This is a genomic window from Murimonas intestini (assembly GCF_024622195.1).
In the GTDB taxonomy this organism is placed as follows: Bacteria; Bacillota; Clostridia; order Lachnospirales; family Lachnospiraceae; genus Murimonas; species Murimonas intestini.
Map to the genome: position 1 here is coordinate 12655 of NZ_JANKBI010000016.1, position 17503 is coordinate 30157.

16 protein-coding genes are annotated in these 17503 nt (G+C 48.3%); 11 read left to right on the forward strand and 5 right to left on the reverse strand.

What is annotated here, in order from left to right; genetic code table 11:
• Positions 1 to 87: 87 nt before the first annotated feature.
• The 6 genes from NSB28_RS18950 (at position 88) to NSB28_RS18975 (ending at position 7307) form a co-directional block, all read left to right on the forward strand.
• Positions 88 to 954 carry a carbohydrate ABC transporter permease gene (locus NSB28_RS18950; RefSeq protein ID WP_109748266.1) on the forward strand — a complete coding sequence of 289 codons (867 nt, stop codon included), beginning with the start codon at positions 88 to 90 and terminating at the stop codon, positions 952 to 954.
• Positions 955 to 957: 3 nt separating this feature from the next.
• On the forward strand, positions 958 to 1782 hold the full coding sequence (locus NSB28_RS18955) for a carbohydrate ABC transporter permease (RefSeq protein ID WP_109748265.1): 825 nt from the start codon (positions 958 to 960) through the stop codon (positions 1780 to 1782).
• A gap of 40 nt (positions 1783 to 1822) precedes the next feature.
• Complete coding sequence (locus tag NSB28_RS18960; RefSeq protein ID WP_257497890.1) at positions 1823 to 3073, forward strand: Gfo/Idh/MocA family protein; 1251 nt, start codon at positions 1823 to 1825, stop codon at positions 3071 to 3073.
• 242 nt (positions 3074 to 3315) lie between these two features.
• Entirely contained in the window at positions 3316 to 4395 is a 1080-nt protein-coding gene (locus tag NSB28_RS18965) for a YibE/F family protein (RefSeq protein ID WP_109748263.1), read from the forward strand.
• A 170-nt stretch (positions 4396 to 4565) separates the two neighbouring features.
• Positions 4566 to 6125, forward strand: coding sequence for an alkaline phosphatase (locus NSB28_RS18970; protein ID WP_109748262.1), 1560 nt, complete (start codon positions 4566 to 4568; stop codon positions 6123 to 6125).
• Between the two features lie 3 nt (positions 6126 to 6128).
• A complete protein-coding gene (locus NSB28_RS18975) occupies positions 6129 to 7307 on the forward strand; it encodes a YibE/F family protein (protein ID WP_109748261.1) in 1179 nt (392 codons plus the stop codon).
• 2 nt (positions 7308 to 7309) lie between these two features.
• On the opposite strand, the gene NSB28_RS18980 is transcribed toward NSB28_RS18975, so the two are convergent.
• From NSB28_RS18980 to NSB28_RS18990, 3 genes are read right to left on the reverse strand one after another with little or no spacing between them, the layout of a single operon-like run.
• Positions 7310 to 7993 carry an NUDIX hydrolase gene (locus NSB28_RS18980; RefSeq protein ID WP_109748260.1) on the reverse strand — a complete coding sequence of 228 codons (684 nt, stop codon included), beginning with the start codon at positions 7991 to 7993 and terminating at the stop codon, positions 7310 to 7312.
• 37 nt (positions 7994 to 8030) lie between these two features.
• Positions 8031 to 9449, reverse strand: a complete 1419-nt coding sequence (locus tag NSB28_RS18985; protein ID WP_109748259.1) for an MATE family efflux transporter — start codon at positions 9447 to 9449, stop codon at positions 8031 to 8033.
• The gene (locus NSB28_RS18990; protein ID WP_109748258.1) at positions 9430 to 9900 is read right to left on the reverse strand and encodes a MarR family winged helix-turn-helix transcriptional regulator; all 471 of its coding nucleotides are present in this window, start codon (positions 9898 to 9900) and stop codon (positions 9430 to 9432) included. Before NSB28_RS18990 ends, NSB28_RS18985 begins: the two co-directional genes overlap by 20 nt.
• A 176-nt stretch (positions 9901 to 10076) precedes the next feature.
• Here NSB28_RS18990 and NSB28_RS18995 point away from each other — a divergent pair, with 176 nt between their 5' ends.
• From NSB28_RS18995 to NSB28_RS19010, 4 genes are all read left to right on the forward strand, one after another.
• The gene (locus NSB28_RS18995) at positions 10077 to 10658 is read left to right on the forward strand and encodes a hypothetical protein (RefSeq protein WP_109748257.1); all 582 of its coding nucleotides are present in this window, start codon (positions 10077 to 10079) and stop codon (positions 10656 to 10658) included.
• 42 nt (positions 10659 to 10700) lie between these two features.
• Entirely contained in the window at positions 10701 to 12260 is a 1560-nt protein-coding gene (locus NSB28_RS19000) for an ASKHA domain-containing protein (protein WP_109748256.1), read from the forward strand.
• A gap of 87 nt (positions 12261 to 12347) precedes the next feature.
• Positions 12348 to 13079, forward strand: a complete 732-nt coding sequence (locus NSB28_RS19005) for a polysaccharide deacetylase family protein (protein WP_243134813.1) — start codon at positions 12348 to 12350, stop codon at positions 13077 to 13079.
• 44 nt (positions 13080 to 13123) lie between these two features.
• Positions 13124 to 14437, forward strand: a complete 1314-nt coding sequence (locus NSB28_RS19010) for a replication-associated recombination protein A (protein WP_109748255.1) — start codon at positions 13124 to 13126, stop codon at positions 14435 to 14437.
• Positions 14438 to 14475: 38 nt separating this feature from the next.
• On the opposite strand, the gene NSB28_RS19015 is transcribed toward NSB28_RS19010, so the two are convergent.
• Together NSB28_RS19015 and mnmL are read right to left on the reverse strand one after the other, a co-directional pair.
• Positions 14476 to 14988, reverse strand: a complete 513-nt coding sequence (locus NSB28_RS19015; protein ID WP_109748254.1) for a DUF4364 family protein — start codon at positions 14986 to 14988, stop codon at positions 14476 to 14478.
• 20 nt (positions 14989 to 15008) lie between these two features.
• Complete coding sequence (gene mnmL, locus NSB28_RS19020; protein ID WP_334296035.1) at positions 15009 to 15944, reverse strand: tRNA modification radical SAM protein MnmL/YtqA; 936 nt, start codon at positions 15942 to 15944, stop codon at positions 15009 to 15011.
• 233 nt (positions 15945 to 16177) lie between these two features.
• Between mnmL and NSB28_RS19025 the strand changes: the two genes are divergently transcribed.
• Complete coding sequence (locus tag NSB28_RS19025; protein WP_109748252.1) at positions 16178 to 17470, forward strand: dihydroorotase; 1293 nt, start codon at positions 16178 to 16180, stop codon at positions 17468 to 17470.
• Positions 17471 to 17503 lie beyond the last annotated feature (33 nt).

The following is a 17503-nucleotide window of genomic DNA, read 5'->3' on the forward strand; positions in this document are numbered from 1 at the left end:
GTGTCTCAGGCGGGACACCCCTTTTCCGACAAAAAATGCAGTGCGCTCCGCCGTAAATGACGCTGCGCATATAGAGAGGAGAGCAGTATGAACCACAAAAAAATATATCCATCCTACTTCACCCTCCTACCGCTTATTTTGTATCTGGCATTCTTCATTATTCCCAGCTTTATGGGGCTGGCCTTATCCTTTACGGACTGGAATGCGGTCAACGATGAGATCCATTTTATTGGGATTGATCATTTCATTGATATATTTACTAATAAGCGGTACATCCTGGTGATTGTAAATACCCTGATATTTGCAGTATTCACCACAGTATTTAAGAATGTGATCGGGTTTGGGATGGCGCTTGCGCTTAACAAAGGTTTCAAAACAAGAAATTTTCTGAGGACTGTCTTTTTCTTTCCTGTAATGCTCTCGCCCCTCATTATCGGGCTTGTATTCAAGTCAATTTACAATCCTGAATATGGTGTGATCAATGATTTTCTGAGCCTGATCGGGCTGGGAGGCTTTACACACGACTGGCTGGGGGATACGAAGACTGCGCTGGGGGCAGTCATAGCTGTGGAGATCTGGAGGCTTGTGGGGCAGAATATGGTCATCTATATAGCCGGTCTTCAGGCTATCTCAGATGATTATCTGGAAGCCGCGGATATTGACGGGGCCAGCGGCTGGCAGAAACTGAGATATGTCATTCTTCCTCAGATGCTGCCGTCCATCACTATCAATCTGATCCTGAACCTGATAGCAGGGCTGAAGGTATTTGACCTTGTATTTGTGCTCACAAACGGAGGTCCGGCCAGGAAGACGGAAGTATTAAACACTGTTATCTATAAAGAATATGGTTCCGGCAGGTATGGTTTCTCTACAGCTCTGGGGCTCATCATGTTTGTATTTACCTGCATAGTGGCATTCTCAGTGCTGAAGGCTATGACAAAGGAGGAGGAGTGACAGATGACTAAGAAGCATAAAATCATGAAGACAGTCAAGGCAGCTGTATTATGGCTCTTTTCCGTCCTTGTATTCATTCCGCTGATCATTATCCTGCTGAATTCCTTTAAGACCCAGGGGGAGTCAGTCTCTATGAGGCTGTCCCTGCCAACGGAGTGGGTATTTTCAAATTACAGCCAGGTCATGGAGCAGGTGGATATTTTCGGAGCCTTTATGAACAGCCTGGTGGTGTCGGTGAGCACAGTTATAATCGCCACGGTGGGAGGCGCCCTTTGCTCCTACGTACTGTCAAGGAGGAAGACAAGGCTTCACCGGGGCCTGTACCTGTTTTTTCTGGTGGGTCTGGTAGCTCCGCTGAATATGGTGCCAGCCATTCTGGTGCTGCAGAAATTCGGCCTGATGGATACAAGAATAGGGCTGATCCTTCTGTACTCGGCGCTTGTGACCCCATTCACTATATTCCTCTACTATGGGTTTATAGGGACTGTGCCAAGGGAGATAGATGAGGCGGCCATCATTGACGGCTGCGGCTGCAACAGCCTCTTCTGGCGGGTAGTATTTCCGCTGCTGAAGCCTGTTACAGTCACTGTAGTCATCTTAAATTTCATGAATGCGTGGAATGATTTTATCACGCCGTTTTATGTAATGAACACATCCACGAAGATGCCCATGACAACCATGGTGTACAGCTTCTTCGGCCAGTTCCAGAGAAGCTGGAACCTGGTATGTGTCATCATGGTAATGATCATCACGCCTATCATCATCGTCTATGCCTTCGGACAGAAATATATTATTGCGGGAATGACAGCGGGCGCGGTAAAAGGCTGACAGAACAATATAGGAATAAATGCGGAAAGGTGAGATAAATATGGAACAATTGAGATTAGGTCTGATCGGTGCAGGAGAGCGCGGGGCAAACTGCTATGCGCCGTATGCATTTAAGTATCCGGAAGAAATAAAATTTGTCTGTGTCGCAGAGCCTCTTAAAGACAGGCGGACAGTATTTGCCAGGGCACATGGGATCCCGGAGGAATGGCAGTTTGAGGACTGGAAGGATATGATTGATAAAAATCCCTGTTTGGACGGGGTCATCATATCTACCCAGGACCAGCAGCATTTTGAACCGGCCATGGCGGCCATTGAAAAGGGGTGGGGGATACTCCTTGAAAAGCCTATGGCTGAGACGGCGGAGAAGACAAAGCTGATCACAGAGGCAGCAGATAAAAAAGGAGTGCCTCTGATGGTCTGCCATGTACTGAGGCATACGCCTTACTTTATGGCAATGAAGGAACAGATAGACAGCGGAGCCATTGGGGATGTCCAGTCTATCCATCATATTGAAAACATCGGATACTGGCATTTCGCCCACAGCTATGTGAGAGGAAACTGGCATAACACGAAGGAAACTACTCCCATGATCGTTGCAAAATGCTGTCATGACATGGATATCTTCAATTATCTCCTGGGAGGCAGAAAGTGCAGGAAAGTATCATCTTTTGGAGATCTCAGCTACTTTACCAGGGACAATATGCCTCAGGGAGCTGCCGCCAACTGTATGGAGGGCTGTCCCTATGATAAGACGTGCCAGTACTCAGCCTACAAATATCTGGAAGACAGGACAAACAGGGATAATTTCAGGGACATCATTATGAGGACAGACGACAGGGAGGCATTTCTGAAGCATCTGAAGGAAAGCCCTTACAGCAGATGTGTATACCAGTGCGACAATGATGCAGTGTCCAGACAGGTGGTAAATCTGGAATATGAAGGCGGGGTCACTGTATCCTTCCAGGCATCCGCGTTTACCCAGGAGATCACAAGGCAGACAAAGATAATGGGAACAAAGGGTGATATAGAAGGGTGTCTGGAGGAAGACAGCTTTTATATCAGGGATTTTGATACAGGAAATATTACAAAGGTCAGGGTACATACACCTAAGACTTTGCATTCCGGCGGCGATGAGAGGATTATGTCAGACTTTGTCCAGATACTGAAAAACCCGGAAAAAGGAATGGGTGCTTACGGTGCGGGAATGTCTCTGCAGGGGCATATCATGGCATTTGCCGCCGAAGAATCCAGGCAGCTTGGGGGGAAAGTGATAGAACTGCAGGATAAATAACGGGATTTTACGTTCTCTTTACAAAGGTATCCAGGTCTCCTTACATATTTTTGTTACAATTATGATAACAGAAAAATGTTGTAACTATTCAGCAGGGCTGTGCATTTACTGCGCAGACCGTAAGAAAATGATTCAAGGGTGCAAAAATCCCATCGCCGGAGGCGATATTAAATGGATTTTTGCATGCAACTGAGAAGGTACTGAACAGTTACAAAATGGTTTAAGTGAGAGGAGAGATAAGTATGAGAACGCTGAGAGTACAGAACATTTCTTTTATATACAGGATTCCCCGAAGGAATCTGAGAATCAACCCGGCTGTGATCTTCTGCATTTTATTGAGCGCCGTACTGATCCTGCTGCCGGCATCAGGCAGCAGGATCAGCGGCACAGATGCAGCAGGGGCAGGCGGTATGCAGGGGGCTGTGGCTGTTGTGGAGGGAAATGAACCTCTGAGGGTCAGGATACTGACTGGCAGTTTTGCAGGCAGTGAGGCTGAGGCCGCTATTCCGGAAACAGCGGAAACGGCTTTTCCGAAAGGAGCAAAGAAAGGTGAGAGGGTTCTTGTCAGTATGAGCATAGAAGATGGCAGGATTATAGGGGTCAGCTTATCAGATACCTTCCGCCTGGACAGACAGCTCACTCTGGGAATTATCTGTATGGCGGGTATTATCCTGCTGACAGGCAGGAAAAAAATAACTTCTATTATAATGCTTATACCGTCCATGCTTCTTATATGGAAAATCATCCTTCCTGCATGGGAGAGGGGATTTGCTCCGGCGGTTTCGGGCATTCTGGCAGCGCTGGGGATCTCAGCTGTGCTCCTGCTGCTGCAGGCGCGCAGTAAGGAGGAGTTTGCGGCAGCATATACAGGATGTGCAGGGAGTATTTTAATGACTGCTGCCGTGGCTGCTGCGGCTGTACCGGATTCGCTGACAGGCGATGGGGGCATTCTGTTAGCCGGGATGCTCTCAGGAGCATCAGGCGCTGCGGCGGATACAGGGCTTCGGATCGTAAGAACAATGAAGCGTTCTCTTGAATGGCAGAAGGATATGAACTGGCTTGAGGCCGCACATACCGGCATGGCATCCGGCAGGCTGAATATGGGCATGGCGGCAGTTGTGCTTCTGAGCGCGTATCTTTGCGGATGTGTCGGGGTTTTAGCCAGCTTTACGGGGACAGGGAGGGACACAGCCCTGGCTATGGCTGCAGGGCAGATGATGGATGTGCTGCTTCTGGGATTTTTCCCTCTGCTTGTTATCCCTTTTACATCATTGGCAGCAGGGTTTTTTATGACAGGGAAAAAATTTAAAAGCGGGTTTTAAGATACACTCCGTGAGATATACGGCAAAGCAGGGCATGCAGTTTCCGGATGCAGAAACTTTACCAAATCTTACCGTATCTTTACAAACGGCCTTAAACAGAATTTACACTGGAAGAGTAGTATATGGTTTGTACAAAACATATACTACTTTTTTCAATGGAGGAGAACATTATGAAGTTTAAGAAGATCAGCGCTATCATGCTCGCAGCTGCAATGATTGCACCAACACTGGCAGGGACACAGGCAATAACAACTCTGGCGGCAGAGGAGACAGAGGCAGAATCGGGGGCAGCGGAGGCTGCATCAGAGACAGAAGCAGCAGATTCCCAGACAGAAGCAGGGACGCCTAAGTATATTTTCCTGTTTATCGGAGATGGTATGAGCTTCCCGCAGATCCAGGCCACGGCAGATTATCTGGGGACGACTGAGAGTGATGGGGGAATCCAGTCACAGGCACTTTCTTTCATGGACTTCCCGGTTGTAGGAACGGCGCAGACATATGACAGCACATCTTTTGCACCGGATTCTGCTTCAACGGCAACTTCGATTTCTACAGGCAACAAGACTTACAGCGGTACTATTAACATGGATACAACTATGACACAGAAATTTGAGACTATCTCAGAAAAACTGAAGAGCCAGAAGGATTACAAGGTTGGAATCGTCACCACAGTAAACCTGAACCATGCCACGCCGGCTGCTTTTTATGCACATCAGGCATCCAGAAACAGCTACTATGATATTGCGATGGAACTGACAGCAAGTAATTTTGACTATTTTGCAGGCGGAGCCCTCTTAGACCCCACTGGAGAGAATGAGGACCAGACAGATGCATACCAGGTGGCAGAGGAAGCTGGATATAAGGTGGTCAAGACACAGGCTGAGGCAGAAAGCCTGACAGCTGAGGACGGCAAGAGCATCGTGATCGCAGAGAACCTGGCAGATTCAGATTCCATGTCATATGAACTGGATGTGCAGGAAGCAGAGTGGGAACTGAAAGATTATGTGAAAAAGGGAATAGACGTCCTTGATAATGACAATGGATTTTTCATGATGGTTGAAGGCGGCAAGATTGACTGGGCCTGCCATGCGAATGATGCAGGGTCCACCATCAATGATACAAAAGCCTTAAGTGACGCAGTAGAAGAGGCTGTCAATTTCTATAATGAGCATCCTGATGACACTCTGATCCTGGTGACAGGCGACCATGAGACAGGTGGTCTGACAATCGGTTATGCAGGGACAGACTATGATACCTACCTGACAAATCTGGCTAACCAGAAAATATCCTATGCTAAATTTGACTCTGACTATGTGGCAAAATATAAAGAAGAAAAGACTGAGTTTACAGATGTCTTAAAGGATATCAAGGAAAACTTCGGACTGATGGCCGGTGATGATCCTGATGCTGCAGAAGACTCCAAGCTGGTACTCACAGATTATGAGTATTCTCTTCTTGAAAAAGCTTATCAGAGGACCATGGATACAGGCAGTGCAAAGAAAGATGCAATGACTCAGGAAGAATATGTGTTATACGGCACATATGAGCCTCTCACAGTAACGATCACACATCTTCTCAATAATAAGTCAGGAATCAATTTTGCATCATATGCACATACAGGACTTCCGGTGCCGGTATTCGCAGCAGGAGCAGGCGAAGCGCTGTTTGAAGGTTACTATGACAATACAGATATTTATAAAAACCTTGCGGCCCTGACAGGTGTAGAATAATTTATGTTTAATAAGTTAAAAGGGAAAGATAGAAAAATTTCAAGAGAAAGTGTATGCTACCAGCTGCCGGTGATCTTCTGCCTGGCACTGGTAGTGCTTTTGCTTATACTGCCCACAGGCTTTGAGGATGCCGTGATCTATAAAGGCACAGAGCGCTGTGCAGCTGAGGTAGTCTCTGTAAATGACAGCAAGATCATCAGCACAGGGCTTATAAAATCAGGGGAACAGACATGTACTGTGAAGTTTCTGGGCGGGGCCTTTAAAGGCCAGGAGGCAGACGGCTTTAATATGCTCTCAGGCTCCCTGCAGACAGATAAGATATTCCAGGTGGGGGATAAGGTGCTGGTGGTCATCAGCCACAACGGCGGGGAGATAATGTCAGTGAACCTCATAGACCATTACCGCCTTAATAAAGAATGGATACTGGCAGGCTGTTTTGTCCTTCTGCTTATCCTCTTTGCAGGAAAGACAGGGATCAGGGCGGTGCTGTCCTTTGTGATTACTGTACTGATGATCTGGAAAGTCATGGTGCCTGCATATCTGAACGGGATGCAGCCGGTACTTGTGGGGCTGGGGATCGTCCTGGGGCTTACAGTTATCATTATATCTCTTGTGTACGGATTTGACAGGCGGTCCCTGTCAGCAGTCTGCGGTTCATTCCTGGGGATCATAACCACATGCATACTTGGTATTATATTCACAGATGCGTTTAAGATACATGGGGCGATCATGAGCAATTCAGAAAGCCTTCTTTACAGCGGATATGAGCATCTGAATCTGACACAGATATTCATGGCCAGCATATTCATAGGATCGTCGGGGGCAGTTATGGATCTGGCAGTAGATATCACGTCTGCCGTCAATGAGGTGGTAGAGAAAAAGCCGGATATAGGCTGGAGAGAGGCAGTGCGCTCAGGCATGGCAGTGGGGCGCGCAGCCATGGGAACCATGACTACGACTCTGCTGCTTGCTTATTCCGGGGGATGCGTGGCACTGCTCATGGTATTCATGGCACAGGGCACCCCCCTGGACAATATCCTGAATTATAAATATGTGTCATCAGAGATCCTGGACACGATAGTGGGAAGCTTTGGACTTGTGACAGTTGCGCCATTCACAGCCCTTACTAGCGGATTCTTTCTTGCTTCCGGGAAGCAGGGAAGAAAAATTGAGAAATCCTGATGTTAATCAAAATATGTTTCCCAATGATCTGAACTGTATGCATCAAAACACATCTGCAGCTGTTCCCGGCAGACTTTCTCTTCAGCCAGAGTCGGGAGGTCAGACATGGAAAAGTAATCATATCCTGTAGTTTCGATGTTGGGAATGAAGCCGCCGCCCTGCTCCCTGCACAGGATGAATATCTTGCAGATGCGGAAGGCATAGCGAGGTTTGTTGTGCTTCTCACGGTCCATGACAGCAATCACCCTTTGGGGGAGAACATGGAGTCCCGCTTCTTCTTTCACTTCTTTTACAATATTTTCATAGACAGAGAGGGTGACATCAACCCATCCCCCAGGCAGAGACCAGGTACCGTTATTTTCATGGACAAGAAGTATTTTTCCCTGTCCATTGAAAATAGCGGCTCTGGAGTCCAGCTTCGGTGTCTGGTATCCAGTCTCATTACAGAACAATCCCTTTATTTTTTCCACAGGTTCATCCGAGCAGATGCTCAGCATATGAGCTGAAATATCCCTGATACGTTCATAACGTTCCAGGTCAAACGCATCCTTTCCATAATGCAGGCCAGCTTGTGCCAGGCCCTGGAGCTCTATGATTAATTCAAGGAGCTTATCTGTGCTGTAGGAAGATATGTTTTTTGTTTCGTCAATTGCTTTTGTGTCCTGGTTTGTATTTATTTTGCTCATGTCAGGCTCTGGTGCCTCCTTCCGTTTGCAGTCTGTCTTAACCGGCTATGGTTGCAGCGGCTCCAGACCCTCCGGATATCTCCTTCTGTTTTGCGTTCAGTTCCTTCATCTCACGGACGGAGAAGAATACACAGACTACGGCGGCAGCGGCATCTGCTATGGGTCCTGCATACATAACACCGTCGATTCCCATAAACAGAGGGAAGATGACGATCAGCGGCAGCAGGAAGATGATCTGCCTTGTGAGGGACATGAAAACACCCAGCCGGGACTTGCCTATTGAAGTAAAGAAATTAGAAGATACAGGCTGGATGCCGTTTGCCAGTGTCAGGAACATATAAATCTTGAAATAGCGCTCTGCAAAGGTAAAGTACATATCGCTTCCCTGACCGAAGATAGATATGATCTGGCGGGGGAAGAGCTGGAAGCAGAGGAAGGCCACAAAGGAGAGGGCTGTGGCTGTGCCCACTGCAAGCAGGAAGGTCTTTTTGACACGGCCGTATTTGCGCGCCCCGTAATTAAATCCTACAATGGGCTGGGTCCCCTGGGAGATACCTATTACAATAGCCATGAAGACCATATTAACTTTTGCAATGATGCCTGCGCAGGCCAGAGGGATCTCGCTTCCATAAGAAGAGAGGGCGCCATAGTGTGACAGAGTATTATTCATTACGATCTGTACGATGGTCATGGCGATCTGGTTAAAGCAGGCGCTGGCCCCAAGGGCGAATATTTTTTGGCAGTGCCTCAGATCCAGGCGGAAGCTGTCCTTTGTCAGCCTGATATGTTTAAAATGGAAGACATAGCGGAGGCTGATGCAGAAGGATATGATCTGTCCTGTGATAGTGGCAATTGCAGCACCTGCCATCCCCATATCAAATACAAAGATAAGGATGGGGTCCAGGATTGTATTGACTATGGCTCCCACCAGCATGGATGTCATGGAATACCTGGGGCTTCCGTCCGCCAGTATCAGCTTGCTGATGCCTGTATTTGCAATCAGGAACGGGAAACCGATAGACGTGATCCTGGTATATGTCTGGGCATAGGGAAGCACATCCTCCGTAGCCCCGAAGAATTTGAGCATTGGAGTCAGGAAGAGGACAACTATGATGAACAGGGAGAGCCCGAAGACGGCCATGAGCATCATAGCGTTCCCCGCTGATTTGGATGCTTTTTTATCGTTGCCCGCGCCCAGTTCAAGTGAGAAGTTCGAGGCGCCTCCTATGCCCAGCAGCAGGGAGATGGCAGTACATGTGGTGGACAGCGGAAATGCGATATTAGTGGCGGCATTTCCCAGCATGCCCACGCCCTGTCCGATGAATATCTGGTCCACAATATTGTAGAGCGCCGTGACGAGCATGGAAATGATACAAGGTATTGCAAAATTAATAAGTAGCTTAGATTCTTTCTGATAACCCAGGGGATTGTCAGCATCAATAGATGTTGGCTTCATCCATAAATTCCTCCGTTCTTTCTTTTTCATTTTTATTCAGTGCAAAAGCGTTCTCTCCGGCAGTCCGGAGCATTTTCAGGAAAACCAGCCTCTCTTCCTGGGAAAAGGGGGAGAGCAGTTCTTCCACACAGTCCAATATTATAGAAAGGATCTTATCATAATCCCGGACCGCTTTATCTGTGGGATAAAGATGATAAGTCCTCTTATCAGCCCGGCTTGGGTCCTTTGTGAGATATCCTTTTGTCTCCAGTTGTGCCAGGGCACGCGTAATATTGCTTGGGCTGCGGTAAGTAGTCTGGAAAATACTGTCCTGGGTGATGCCCGGATTGTCGCAGATCCTCAGAATATAGAAATACTGGCTGCTGTTGATATTGAATTCAGCCAACTTCTTATCCAGATAGCTGCTGTAGCTCCGGTCCAGGATAGAAGCCCATTTAAATAGTTCCCTCATGATGCCTCCTTTATGTAATTGCTTACGCAAATAACTGTTTGCGCACGCAATAAGTATAGACCATTTTCAGCCTGAAGTCAATAAATAAAAGATATTGGAAAATCCCGCTGTATCATGTATAATGAAAAGTACAGTTCAGTGACGGCCGTCTAAAACGCATACAAAAGGAGAAGGATATGAAACCTGAAGAGAAGAAAAAGGTAAGAAAAAAAATCACTGCCGCGTCTATCATACTGCTGGTGCTGGTAGTGGGGTATCTTGTATATACAATAGCCAGCGGAAACAGCAATGAGACAGTGTTCAATATTGTCGTGGGAGTGTTTCTTGTACTTTACTGGCTGCTGCTGGATGTGGCAGAGCCAAAGCTGACAGGAGATCTGGAAGGCCTGGATGGGACAAGGATGAGGGCATTTTACCGCAGCGTACTGCTGGGATTTGCGGGCTATGCCGGACTGCTGTATTTCCTGGTGGGAATCGGAAGCAGCAGCACAGGGCTTCTGGGTGTTATCGTCTATGTGCTGACTATCAGTGCAAAGAGAAGGGCAAAGGAAGAATATCTCGGTATCGCAGATAAACAGAGGGCAGAAGATGCAGGAAGCCGGGATGAGGATGTCAATGATGCCGGGGGATATATCACAGATGATGAGAATATCATGGAGAATAGCGCAGATGAGAAAGTTTGCGGGCCAGACGGCGGTCAAGATATAAAGACAGAGCCTGAGGATCATGACGCATGTAACCGTGAAGATACTGAATGATTACGAATTCTGTAAAAGGATAACAAAAAAGGAGAGGATACTATGGAACATGTGCTGAAAATAGCAGATGAGGGGAAGGGGTATCCGCTGACCTGCAAAGAAAATGAAAGTATTATGAATGCCCTGCTCCGGCAGGGCATTTATGTCAGTGCCGTGTGCGGGGGCAGGGGTACTTGCGGAAAATGCAGAATACAGGTAGTGGAAGGTGATCTTCCAGTCACCCCTTCTGATGAGAAGAAACTGAAAAAAGAAGAGCTGGAGGCCGGATTCAGGCTGGCATGCAAGGCAGTTCCACAGGGGGACTGCACGATACGCCTGCATTTCCAGACAGATGAAGCATTTAATGTGGTAGCCGGCAGAGAGAGCGCGGCGGCGCGTGAGAAGGCGGCTTCTGGATATGCCATAGCGATCGACATTGGTACAACCACGCTTGCCATGCAGCTGCTGGATTTGGACACAGGCAAAGCTGCCGGGACTTATACAGGCATTAATCACCAGAGAGCCTACGGCTCTGATGTCATATCCAGGATACAGGCGTCAAATGACGGCAAAAAGGAGCTGCTCAGAAAGAGCATCTGCCGGGATCTGCTGGCGGGCATCAGGGAGCTGACAGGAAGCATGGGAGTGGAGAGGGACCAGGTGAAGGAGATCGCCATAGGCGGAAACACCACTATGGGCCATCTGCTGATGGGATTCTCCTGTGAGCATCTGGGAATCTTCCCGTTCCGGCCGGTAGATATCAGCACCATCAGAAGGCCCTTCAGTGAAATACTAAAGAGTGATGAACTAGACTGCGATATTGTACTGCTGCCCGGGATCTCCACCTATGTGGGAGGAGATATCACATCAGGCCTGCTCTCCTGCGGATTTGCAGAAAATGAAAAGGTCTGCCTTCTGGTGGATCTGGGCACAAATGGAGAGATGGCAGTGGGGAACAGGGATAAGATCTTTGTCACATCCACAGCTGCGGGACCAGCCTTCGAGGGCGGAAATATTTCCTGGGGAATGGGCAGCGTGGCAGGGGCAATCTCAAATGTAAAAATTACAGACGGGAAAGCCTCAGTGACTACCATACAGGGTGCAGAGCCTGAAGGGCTGTGCGGCACGGGGGTCATTGAGACAGCTGCTGAGCTGGTGAAGGCAGCGCTTGTGGATGAGACGGGGCTTCTGGATGAGGAATACTTCGGGGAAGGGTTTCCGCTGGCGGAAGCCGTCTCAGGAGATACCATTACATTTACCCAGAAGGACGTGCGGGAGATACAGCTGGCCAAGGCCGCGGTCCGTGCAGGAATGGAGACGCTCCTGCTGCGCTACGGAGTGGTTTATGACCAGGTAGATACACTTTATCTGGCAGGAGGTTTTGGATTCCACATCGACCAGGACAAGGCTATAGATATAGGGCTCCTTCCAAAGGCCTTTGAGGGCAGGATAAAGGCTGTGGGAAACAGTTCCCTCTCCGGAGCGGAGCAGTACATACTGGATGAGGAAGCGAAACAGAAGGTGGAACATATCATAAAGATATCCAGGGAGGTGGAACTTTCCACAGACCCGGATTTTAATGAGCTTTATATGGATCATATGTATTTCGAGCGCGATGAATAGAACAGCTTCCCGCGGCATATAATCAAGTGATATTGACAGGAATGCGGCTGGCCGGACTGGGGGCAGCTGTGTTTACGCGGGGATTTCATGGGAAAATTGTGGGAAAGCAGATATACGATATGTCTTGAACTTATGGTTCTGTTTATGCTTACAGGCGCATTTTTATATGGAAAGTTTCATGAGGATATAAGCGCGGGAGGGACATCAGGCAGCATTCGTGCAGACCAGCCTCTGGCTGAGGACGGGGGAGAAACAGATGATGTGAAGCCCAAAATAGCGCTGACCTTTGATGACGGCCCTCACCCTGTTTTTACACCCAGGCTTCTGGACGGTCTGAAGGAACGGGGAGTCCATGCCACATTTTTTCTCATAGGGAAAAATATCATCGGCAATGAAGATATAGTCAGGCGCATGAAGGACGAAGGCCACCTGATCGGCAATCATACATACAATCATGTCCAGCTGACGAAATTAAGTGAGGAAAAGGCATGTGAGGAGATCATCAAAACAAACGACCTGATATATGAGGTCACAGGATCAGGGACAGAATTTATCAGGCCCCCGTTTGGGTCATGGAATGACAATCTGGAGTGCGGGATCGAGCTGATCTCCATACTTTGGAGTGTAGATCCCCTGGACTGGAAGACAGAAGACACCTCTGCCGTAGTGAACAGGGTAGTAAAGAATGTAAAGGAAAATGATATCATCCTGCTACACGATTATTATGGATCATCGGTTGACGCAGCCCTGCAGATCGTGGATATCCTCCAGAAGGAGGGCTATGAGTTTGTCACAGCTGATGAGCTCATACTGGAATAGGTGTCATCAGGCGGATAAAAAACAGAAAAAGAAAAGGTATAATTATGGATCTATTTGATTATATGAGAAGCAATACAATGGAAAATGAATCGCCCCTTGCGTCCAGGCTGCGTCCCAGAAGCCTGGATGAGGTGGTGGGGCAGCAGCATATTATCGGAAAGGACAAGCTGCTCTACCGGGCCATTAAGGCGGACAAGCTGAGCTCTATTATATTCTACGGGCCGCCGGGTACAGGAAAGACTACCCTGGCAAAAGTCATAGCCAATACCACGAGCGCCGAATTCAGGCAGATTAATGCCACTGTGGCCGGGAAAAAGGATATGGAGGAAGTGGTGCATTCTGCAAAAGACAATCTGGGGATGTATGGGAAGCGGACCATCCTTTTTGTGGATGAGATACACAGGTTTAACAAGAGCCAGCAGGATTATCTGCTCCCGTTTGTGGAGGACGGCACCCTGATACTCATAGGGGCAACCACAGAAAATCCGTATTTTGAAGTAAACGGGGCTTTGATCTCCAGATCTATTATTTTTGAACTGAAGCCTCTTGATAAGAAAGATATCAGGACACTGATCGACAGGGCAGTCTACGATAAAGAGAAGGGAATGGGCGCATATGAGGCAGTTATAGATGAAGACGCGGCAGATTTCCTGGCAGACATAGCGGGGGGAGACGCCAGGTCAGCCCTGAATGCAATAGAGCTTGGCGTGCTTACGACAGACAGAAGCGGAGACGGAAAGATACATATCACGCTGGACGTGGCTTCAGAGTGCATACAGAAGAGGGTAGTGCGCTATGACAAGGACGGCGACAGCCACTACGATACCATATCAGCTTTTATAAAGAGTATGAGAGGTTCAGACCCCGATGCGGCGGTCTATTACCTGGCGCGTATGCTCTATGCCGGGGAGAGTGTGACATTCATTTCCAGGAGGATCATGATCTGTGCATCTGAGGATGTGGGAAATGCTGATCCCCAGGCCCTCCAGGTAGCCGTTGCGGCGTCACAGGCCGTAGAGAGAGTGGGGATGCCGGAGGCACAGCTTATTCTGGCCCAGGCAGTGCTGTATGTGGCATCGGCGCCAAAGAGCAATTCCGCTACAAATGCCATCGGGGAAGCCATGGAAGCAGTAAGAAGTTCAAAAGCAACTATTCCGTCCCACCTGCAGGATGCCCATTACAAAGGGGCGGCCAAACTGGGGCACGGACTCAACTATGAATATGCCCATGACTGTCCGAAACATTTCTCACGCCAGCAGTATCTGCCGGAGGAGTTAAAAGATAAGGTATTTTACAGACCCTCAGGGAATGGTTATGAAAAGAATATTGAAGCTTATCTGAAGTGGGTTAGAGAGTAGGATAAAAGATGTAAGGATCCGCTATTTTTAAAGAGCGGTCACATCAGCTCTTCCATCAGATAAGCATATATCTGCTGGCATTTTTTATGCCAGCTGCTGCACATGGCCTTTGCCTGGTCTTCCAGGGGGACTGTCAGGGTCAGGTCGATCAGGTCATTAGCCTTTTCCTTGACACGGAAGTGTACGGCGAACTCGTTCCCGTTTGTCTTATAATAATCTGCGAGTACGGACACTTCATTGCGCAGCTTGAGCTTATTGTCAGCCAGATATGCATCGATATCCTCCTGAATAGGCCTGGAAATCATGTGGGAGAAGTATTCCAGTGTCTCAGCGCCGGCTTCAGTGAGACGGTACTGTGAAGTATGGGATATGGTTTCCACCCGTATCAGCTCAGATTCCAGAAGTTCAGAGAGAGCCTGCTGGAGAGTGAAATAAGTTGTATATTCATGGTCCAGCATAAAATCAGTAATCTGTGCATTTGTGAGAGGAAAATCCACTTTTTTCAGCATGTAGAGGATGATCAGTTTGTACAGAGTTAAAGGTTCAGCCATAGTATCTCCTTTTGAGTCTGTCAGGCCGGGTATGGGGCTGTATACAGCCTTCCCTGCCAGGTGCCGCGGTTTTTCAGTTCCTGATGGAGCGCATTTAATACACTGCGCTTCCTGGTACTCCACATGGGAGCAATGAGAAGATCTCTGGGACCGTCCCCGGTCAGCCGGTGGACAGTGATGTCCGGAGACAGGTGCTCCAGACAGCTGATGACCAGGTCTGTATATTCCTCCTGGCTCATGACTGAAAATCTGCCGGCAAGAAAGTCTGCAGCCAGGTCAGTCCCTTTAAGGACATGCAGGAGCTGAAGCTTGATGCCCTGGATGTCCATGTTGTTTAAATATTCTATTGTCTGCAGGATATCATCCGCAGTTTCATGGGGAAGCCCAAGTATAGTATGCACGACCACATCAAGGCCCTCCTGGCGCAGTCTGTGCACGGCGCTGTCAAAACAGGGCAGGCCATAGCCCCGGCGGATATACCCGGCCGTTTTCTCATGTATAGTCTGCAGGCCCAATTCTATCCATACAGGCTTTGTTCTGTTCAATTCTGATAATAATCCAACCACGTCCCCGGGAAGGCAGTCAGGTCTTGTTCCCACTGAAAGCCCCACTATATCAGGATGGGAGAGGGCTTCTGTAAATATTTCCCGCAGATAAGAGCAGGAAGCATAAGTATTCGTATAAGCCTGGAAATAGGCGATGTAGTGCCGGGCGTTCTTTTTATCCTTCAGAGAAGAGATCTGGGAATCTATCTGCTCTGTAACGGAGAGGCGTCTGTCCGCCGCAAAATCTCCGGAACCTCCGGCGCTGCAGAAGATACAGCCTTTGCTGCCGATATGACCGTCCCTGTTTGGACATGTCATGCCTCCGTCTAAAGATACTTTGTATATTTTTTCACCAAACCGCTCCCTCAGATGATAATCAAGCGAACGGTAGGGTTTCTCTCCCCACATCAATCCTTCATTCCCCGCATTCTTTCGTTCCAGAGGTCAGTGCAATAAATGCACAGACCTGCTAAATAGTTACGTTTATCATATCATTTAAAATGTGAGAATTCAACATGTTATTGTTTCGAAACATTTTAAAGTTGCGGCCTCTTTGTATGTATGGTAAAATAAAGTGATTATGGGGTTTTATGCATTTTTATCCTGCAGCGGCAGGAGAGAATAGAAGAAGGGAATGAAAACAGATGCGTATTTTAATTCAAAATGGCAGGGTGTTAGACCCGGCTTCCGGCAGGAATGGGAGTTTTGACATTTTAACTGAAGACGATAAGATAATAAAAGTAGAAGAGAAAATAGATGCAGAAAAGGCAGGGGCCGGAAAGGTGATCGACGCCGGGGGATGCTTTGTCATGCCGGGACTTATAGATCTCCATGTACATTTGCGGGATCCGGGACTGACCCACAAGGAAACTGTGGAGACAGGCGCCATGGCTGCAGCCAGGGGCGGATTCACCACGATAGTGGCCATGCCGAATACTAAGCCTGTGACTGATGATAAGCAGAAAGTCAGTTATGTGCATAATAAGGCGAAGATGAATGCTCCGATCCATGTCCTCCAGGCAGGAGCCGTGACGAAAGGACAGGAAGGAAAAGAGCTGGCTGATATAGAAGGAATGGCAGAGGCCGGCGCTCCGGCTATAAGTGAGGACGGCAAGTCAGTCATGGACTCCGGGCTCTACAGGGAAGCCATGAAGATCGCCGCCAGAGCAGGCATTCCGGTCCTGGCGCACTGTGAGGATATCAACCTGGTAAAGGGCGGAGTGGTAAATGCAGATGAACACACGGAGGCCATGGGTTACAGAGGCATCTCAAATGCAGTGGAGGACATTATAGCAGCAAGGGATATCATGCTGGCCAGGGAGACAGGTGTACATCTCCATCTGTGCCACTGTTCTACAAAGGACAGTGTGAGGATGGTGAAAGAGGCAAAGGAAGAGGGGCTTTTTGTGACTGCCGAGGTATGCCCGCATCATTTTACGCTCACCTCAGAGGATATCGTTGAAGGAGATACAAACTTCAAGATGAATCCTCCCCTTCGCACGAAGGAAGACGTGGAAGCGCTGAGACAGGGCTTAAAGGATGACATCATGGATGTGATCTCCACAGACCATGCCCCCCACGCAGCAAGTGAAAAATTAAAAGGCATGGATGCTGCCCCCTTTGGTATCGTGGGCCTGGAGACAGCCGTGCCCCTGACGGTCACTGAGCTGGTGGAAAAGGGGATCCTGACCCCCATGCAGATGGCTGAAAAGATGAGTTATAATCCGGCGAAGGTCATAGGAGTTGACAGGGGAAGCCTGGAAGCAGGAAAAGAGGCTGACATTGTCATAATCAACCCCAAAGAGGAATATATCATTGATGCATCGTGCTTTGCTTCAAAAGGCAGAAATACGCCGTTCAACGGGTGGAAGGTGAGAGGAAAAGTCAAGATGACCATCTGCGGCGGCCGCATCGTCTATGACGATTCTAAAAAATAAACAATAATTAAGTTTTTAACAAAATACAGCAGA

Coding starts and splice junctions, on each gene's coding strand:
- NSB28_RS18955 (WP_109748265.1), top strand. CDS start 958: ATGACTAAGAAGCATAAAATCATGAAGACAGTCAAGGCAGCTGTATTA.
- NSB28_RS18975 (WP_109748261.1), top strand. CDS start 6,129: ATGTTTAATAAGTTAAAAGGGAAAGATAGAAAAATTTCAAGAGAAAGT.
- NSB28_RS19025 (WP_109748252.1), top strand. CDS start 16,178: ATGCGTATTTTAATTCAAAATGGCAGGGTGTTAGACCCGGCTTCCGGC.
- NSB28_RS19005 (WP_243134813.1), top strand. CDS start 12,348: ATGGGAAAATTGTGGGAAAGCAGATATACGATATGTCTTGAACTTATG.
- NSB28_RS19015 (WP_109748254.1), bottom strand. CDS start 14,988: ATGGCTGAACCTTTAACTCTGTACAAACTGATCATCCTCTACATGCTG.
- NSB28_RS18960 (WP_257497890.1), top strand. CDS start 1,823: ATGGAACAATTGAGATTAGGTCTGATCGGTGCAGGAGAGCGCGGGGCA.
- NSB28_RS19000 (WP_109748256.1), top strand. CDS start 10,701: ATGGAACATGTGCTGAAAATAGCAGATGAGGGGAAGGGGTATCCGCTG.
- NSB28_RS18950 (WP_109748266.1), top strand. CDS start 88: ATGAACCACAAAAAAATATATCCATCCTACTTCACCCTCCTACCGCTT.
- NSB28_RS18965 (WP_109748263.1), top strand. CDS start 3,316: ATGAGAACGCTGAGAGTACAGAACATTTCTTTTATATACAGGATTCCC.
- NSB28_RS18995 (WP_109748257.1), top strand. CDS start 10,077: ATGAAACCTGAAGAGAAGAAAAAGGTAAGAAAAAAAATCACTGCCGCG.
- NSB28_RS18970 (WP_109748262.1), top strand. CDS start 4,566: ATGAAGTTTAAGAAGATCAGCGCTATCATGCTCGCAGCTGCAATGATT.
- NSB28_RS18990 (WP_109748258.1), bottom strand. CDS start 9,900: ATGAGGGAACTATTTAAATGGGCTTCTATCCTGGACCGGAGCTACAGC.
- NSB28_RS19010 (WP_109748255.1), top strand. CDS start 13,124: ATGGATCTATTTGATTATATGAGAAGCAATACAATGGAAAATGAATCG.
- NSB28_RS18980 (WP_109748260.1), bottom strand. CDS start 7,993: ATGAGCAAAATAAATACAAACCAGGACACAAAAGCAATTGACGAAACA.
- NSB28_RS18985 (WP_109748259.1), bottom strand. CDS start 9,449: ATGAAGCCAACATCTATTGATGCTGACAATCCCCTGGGTTATCAGAAA.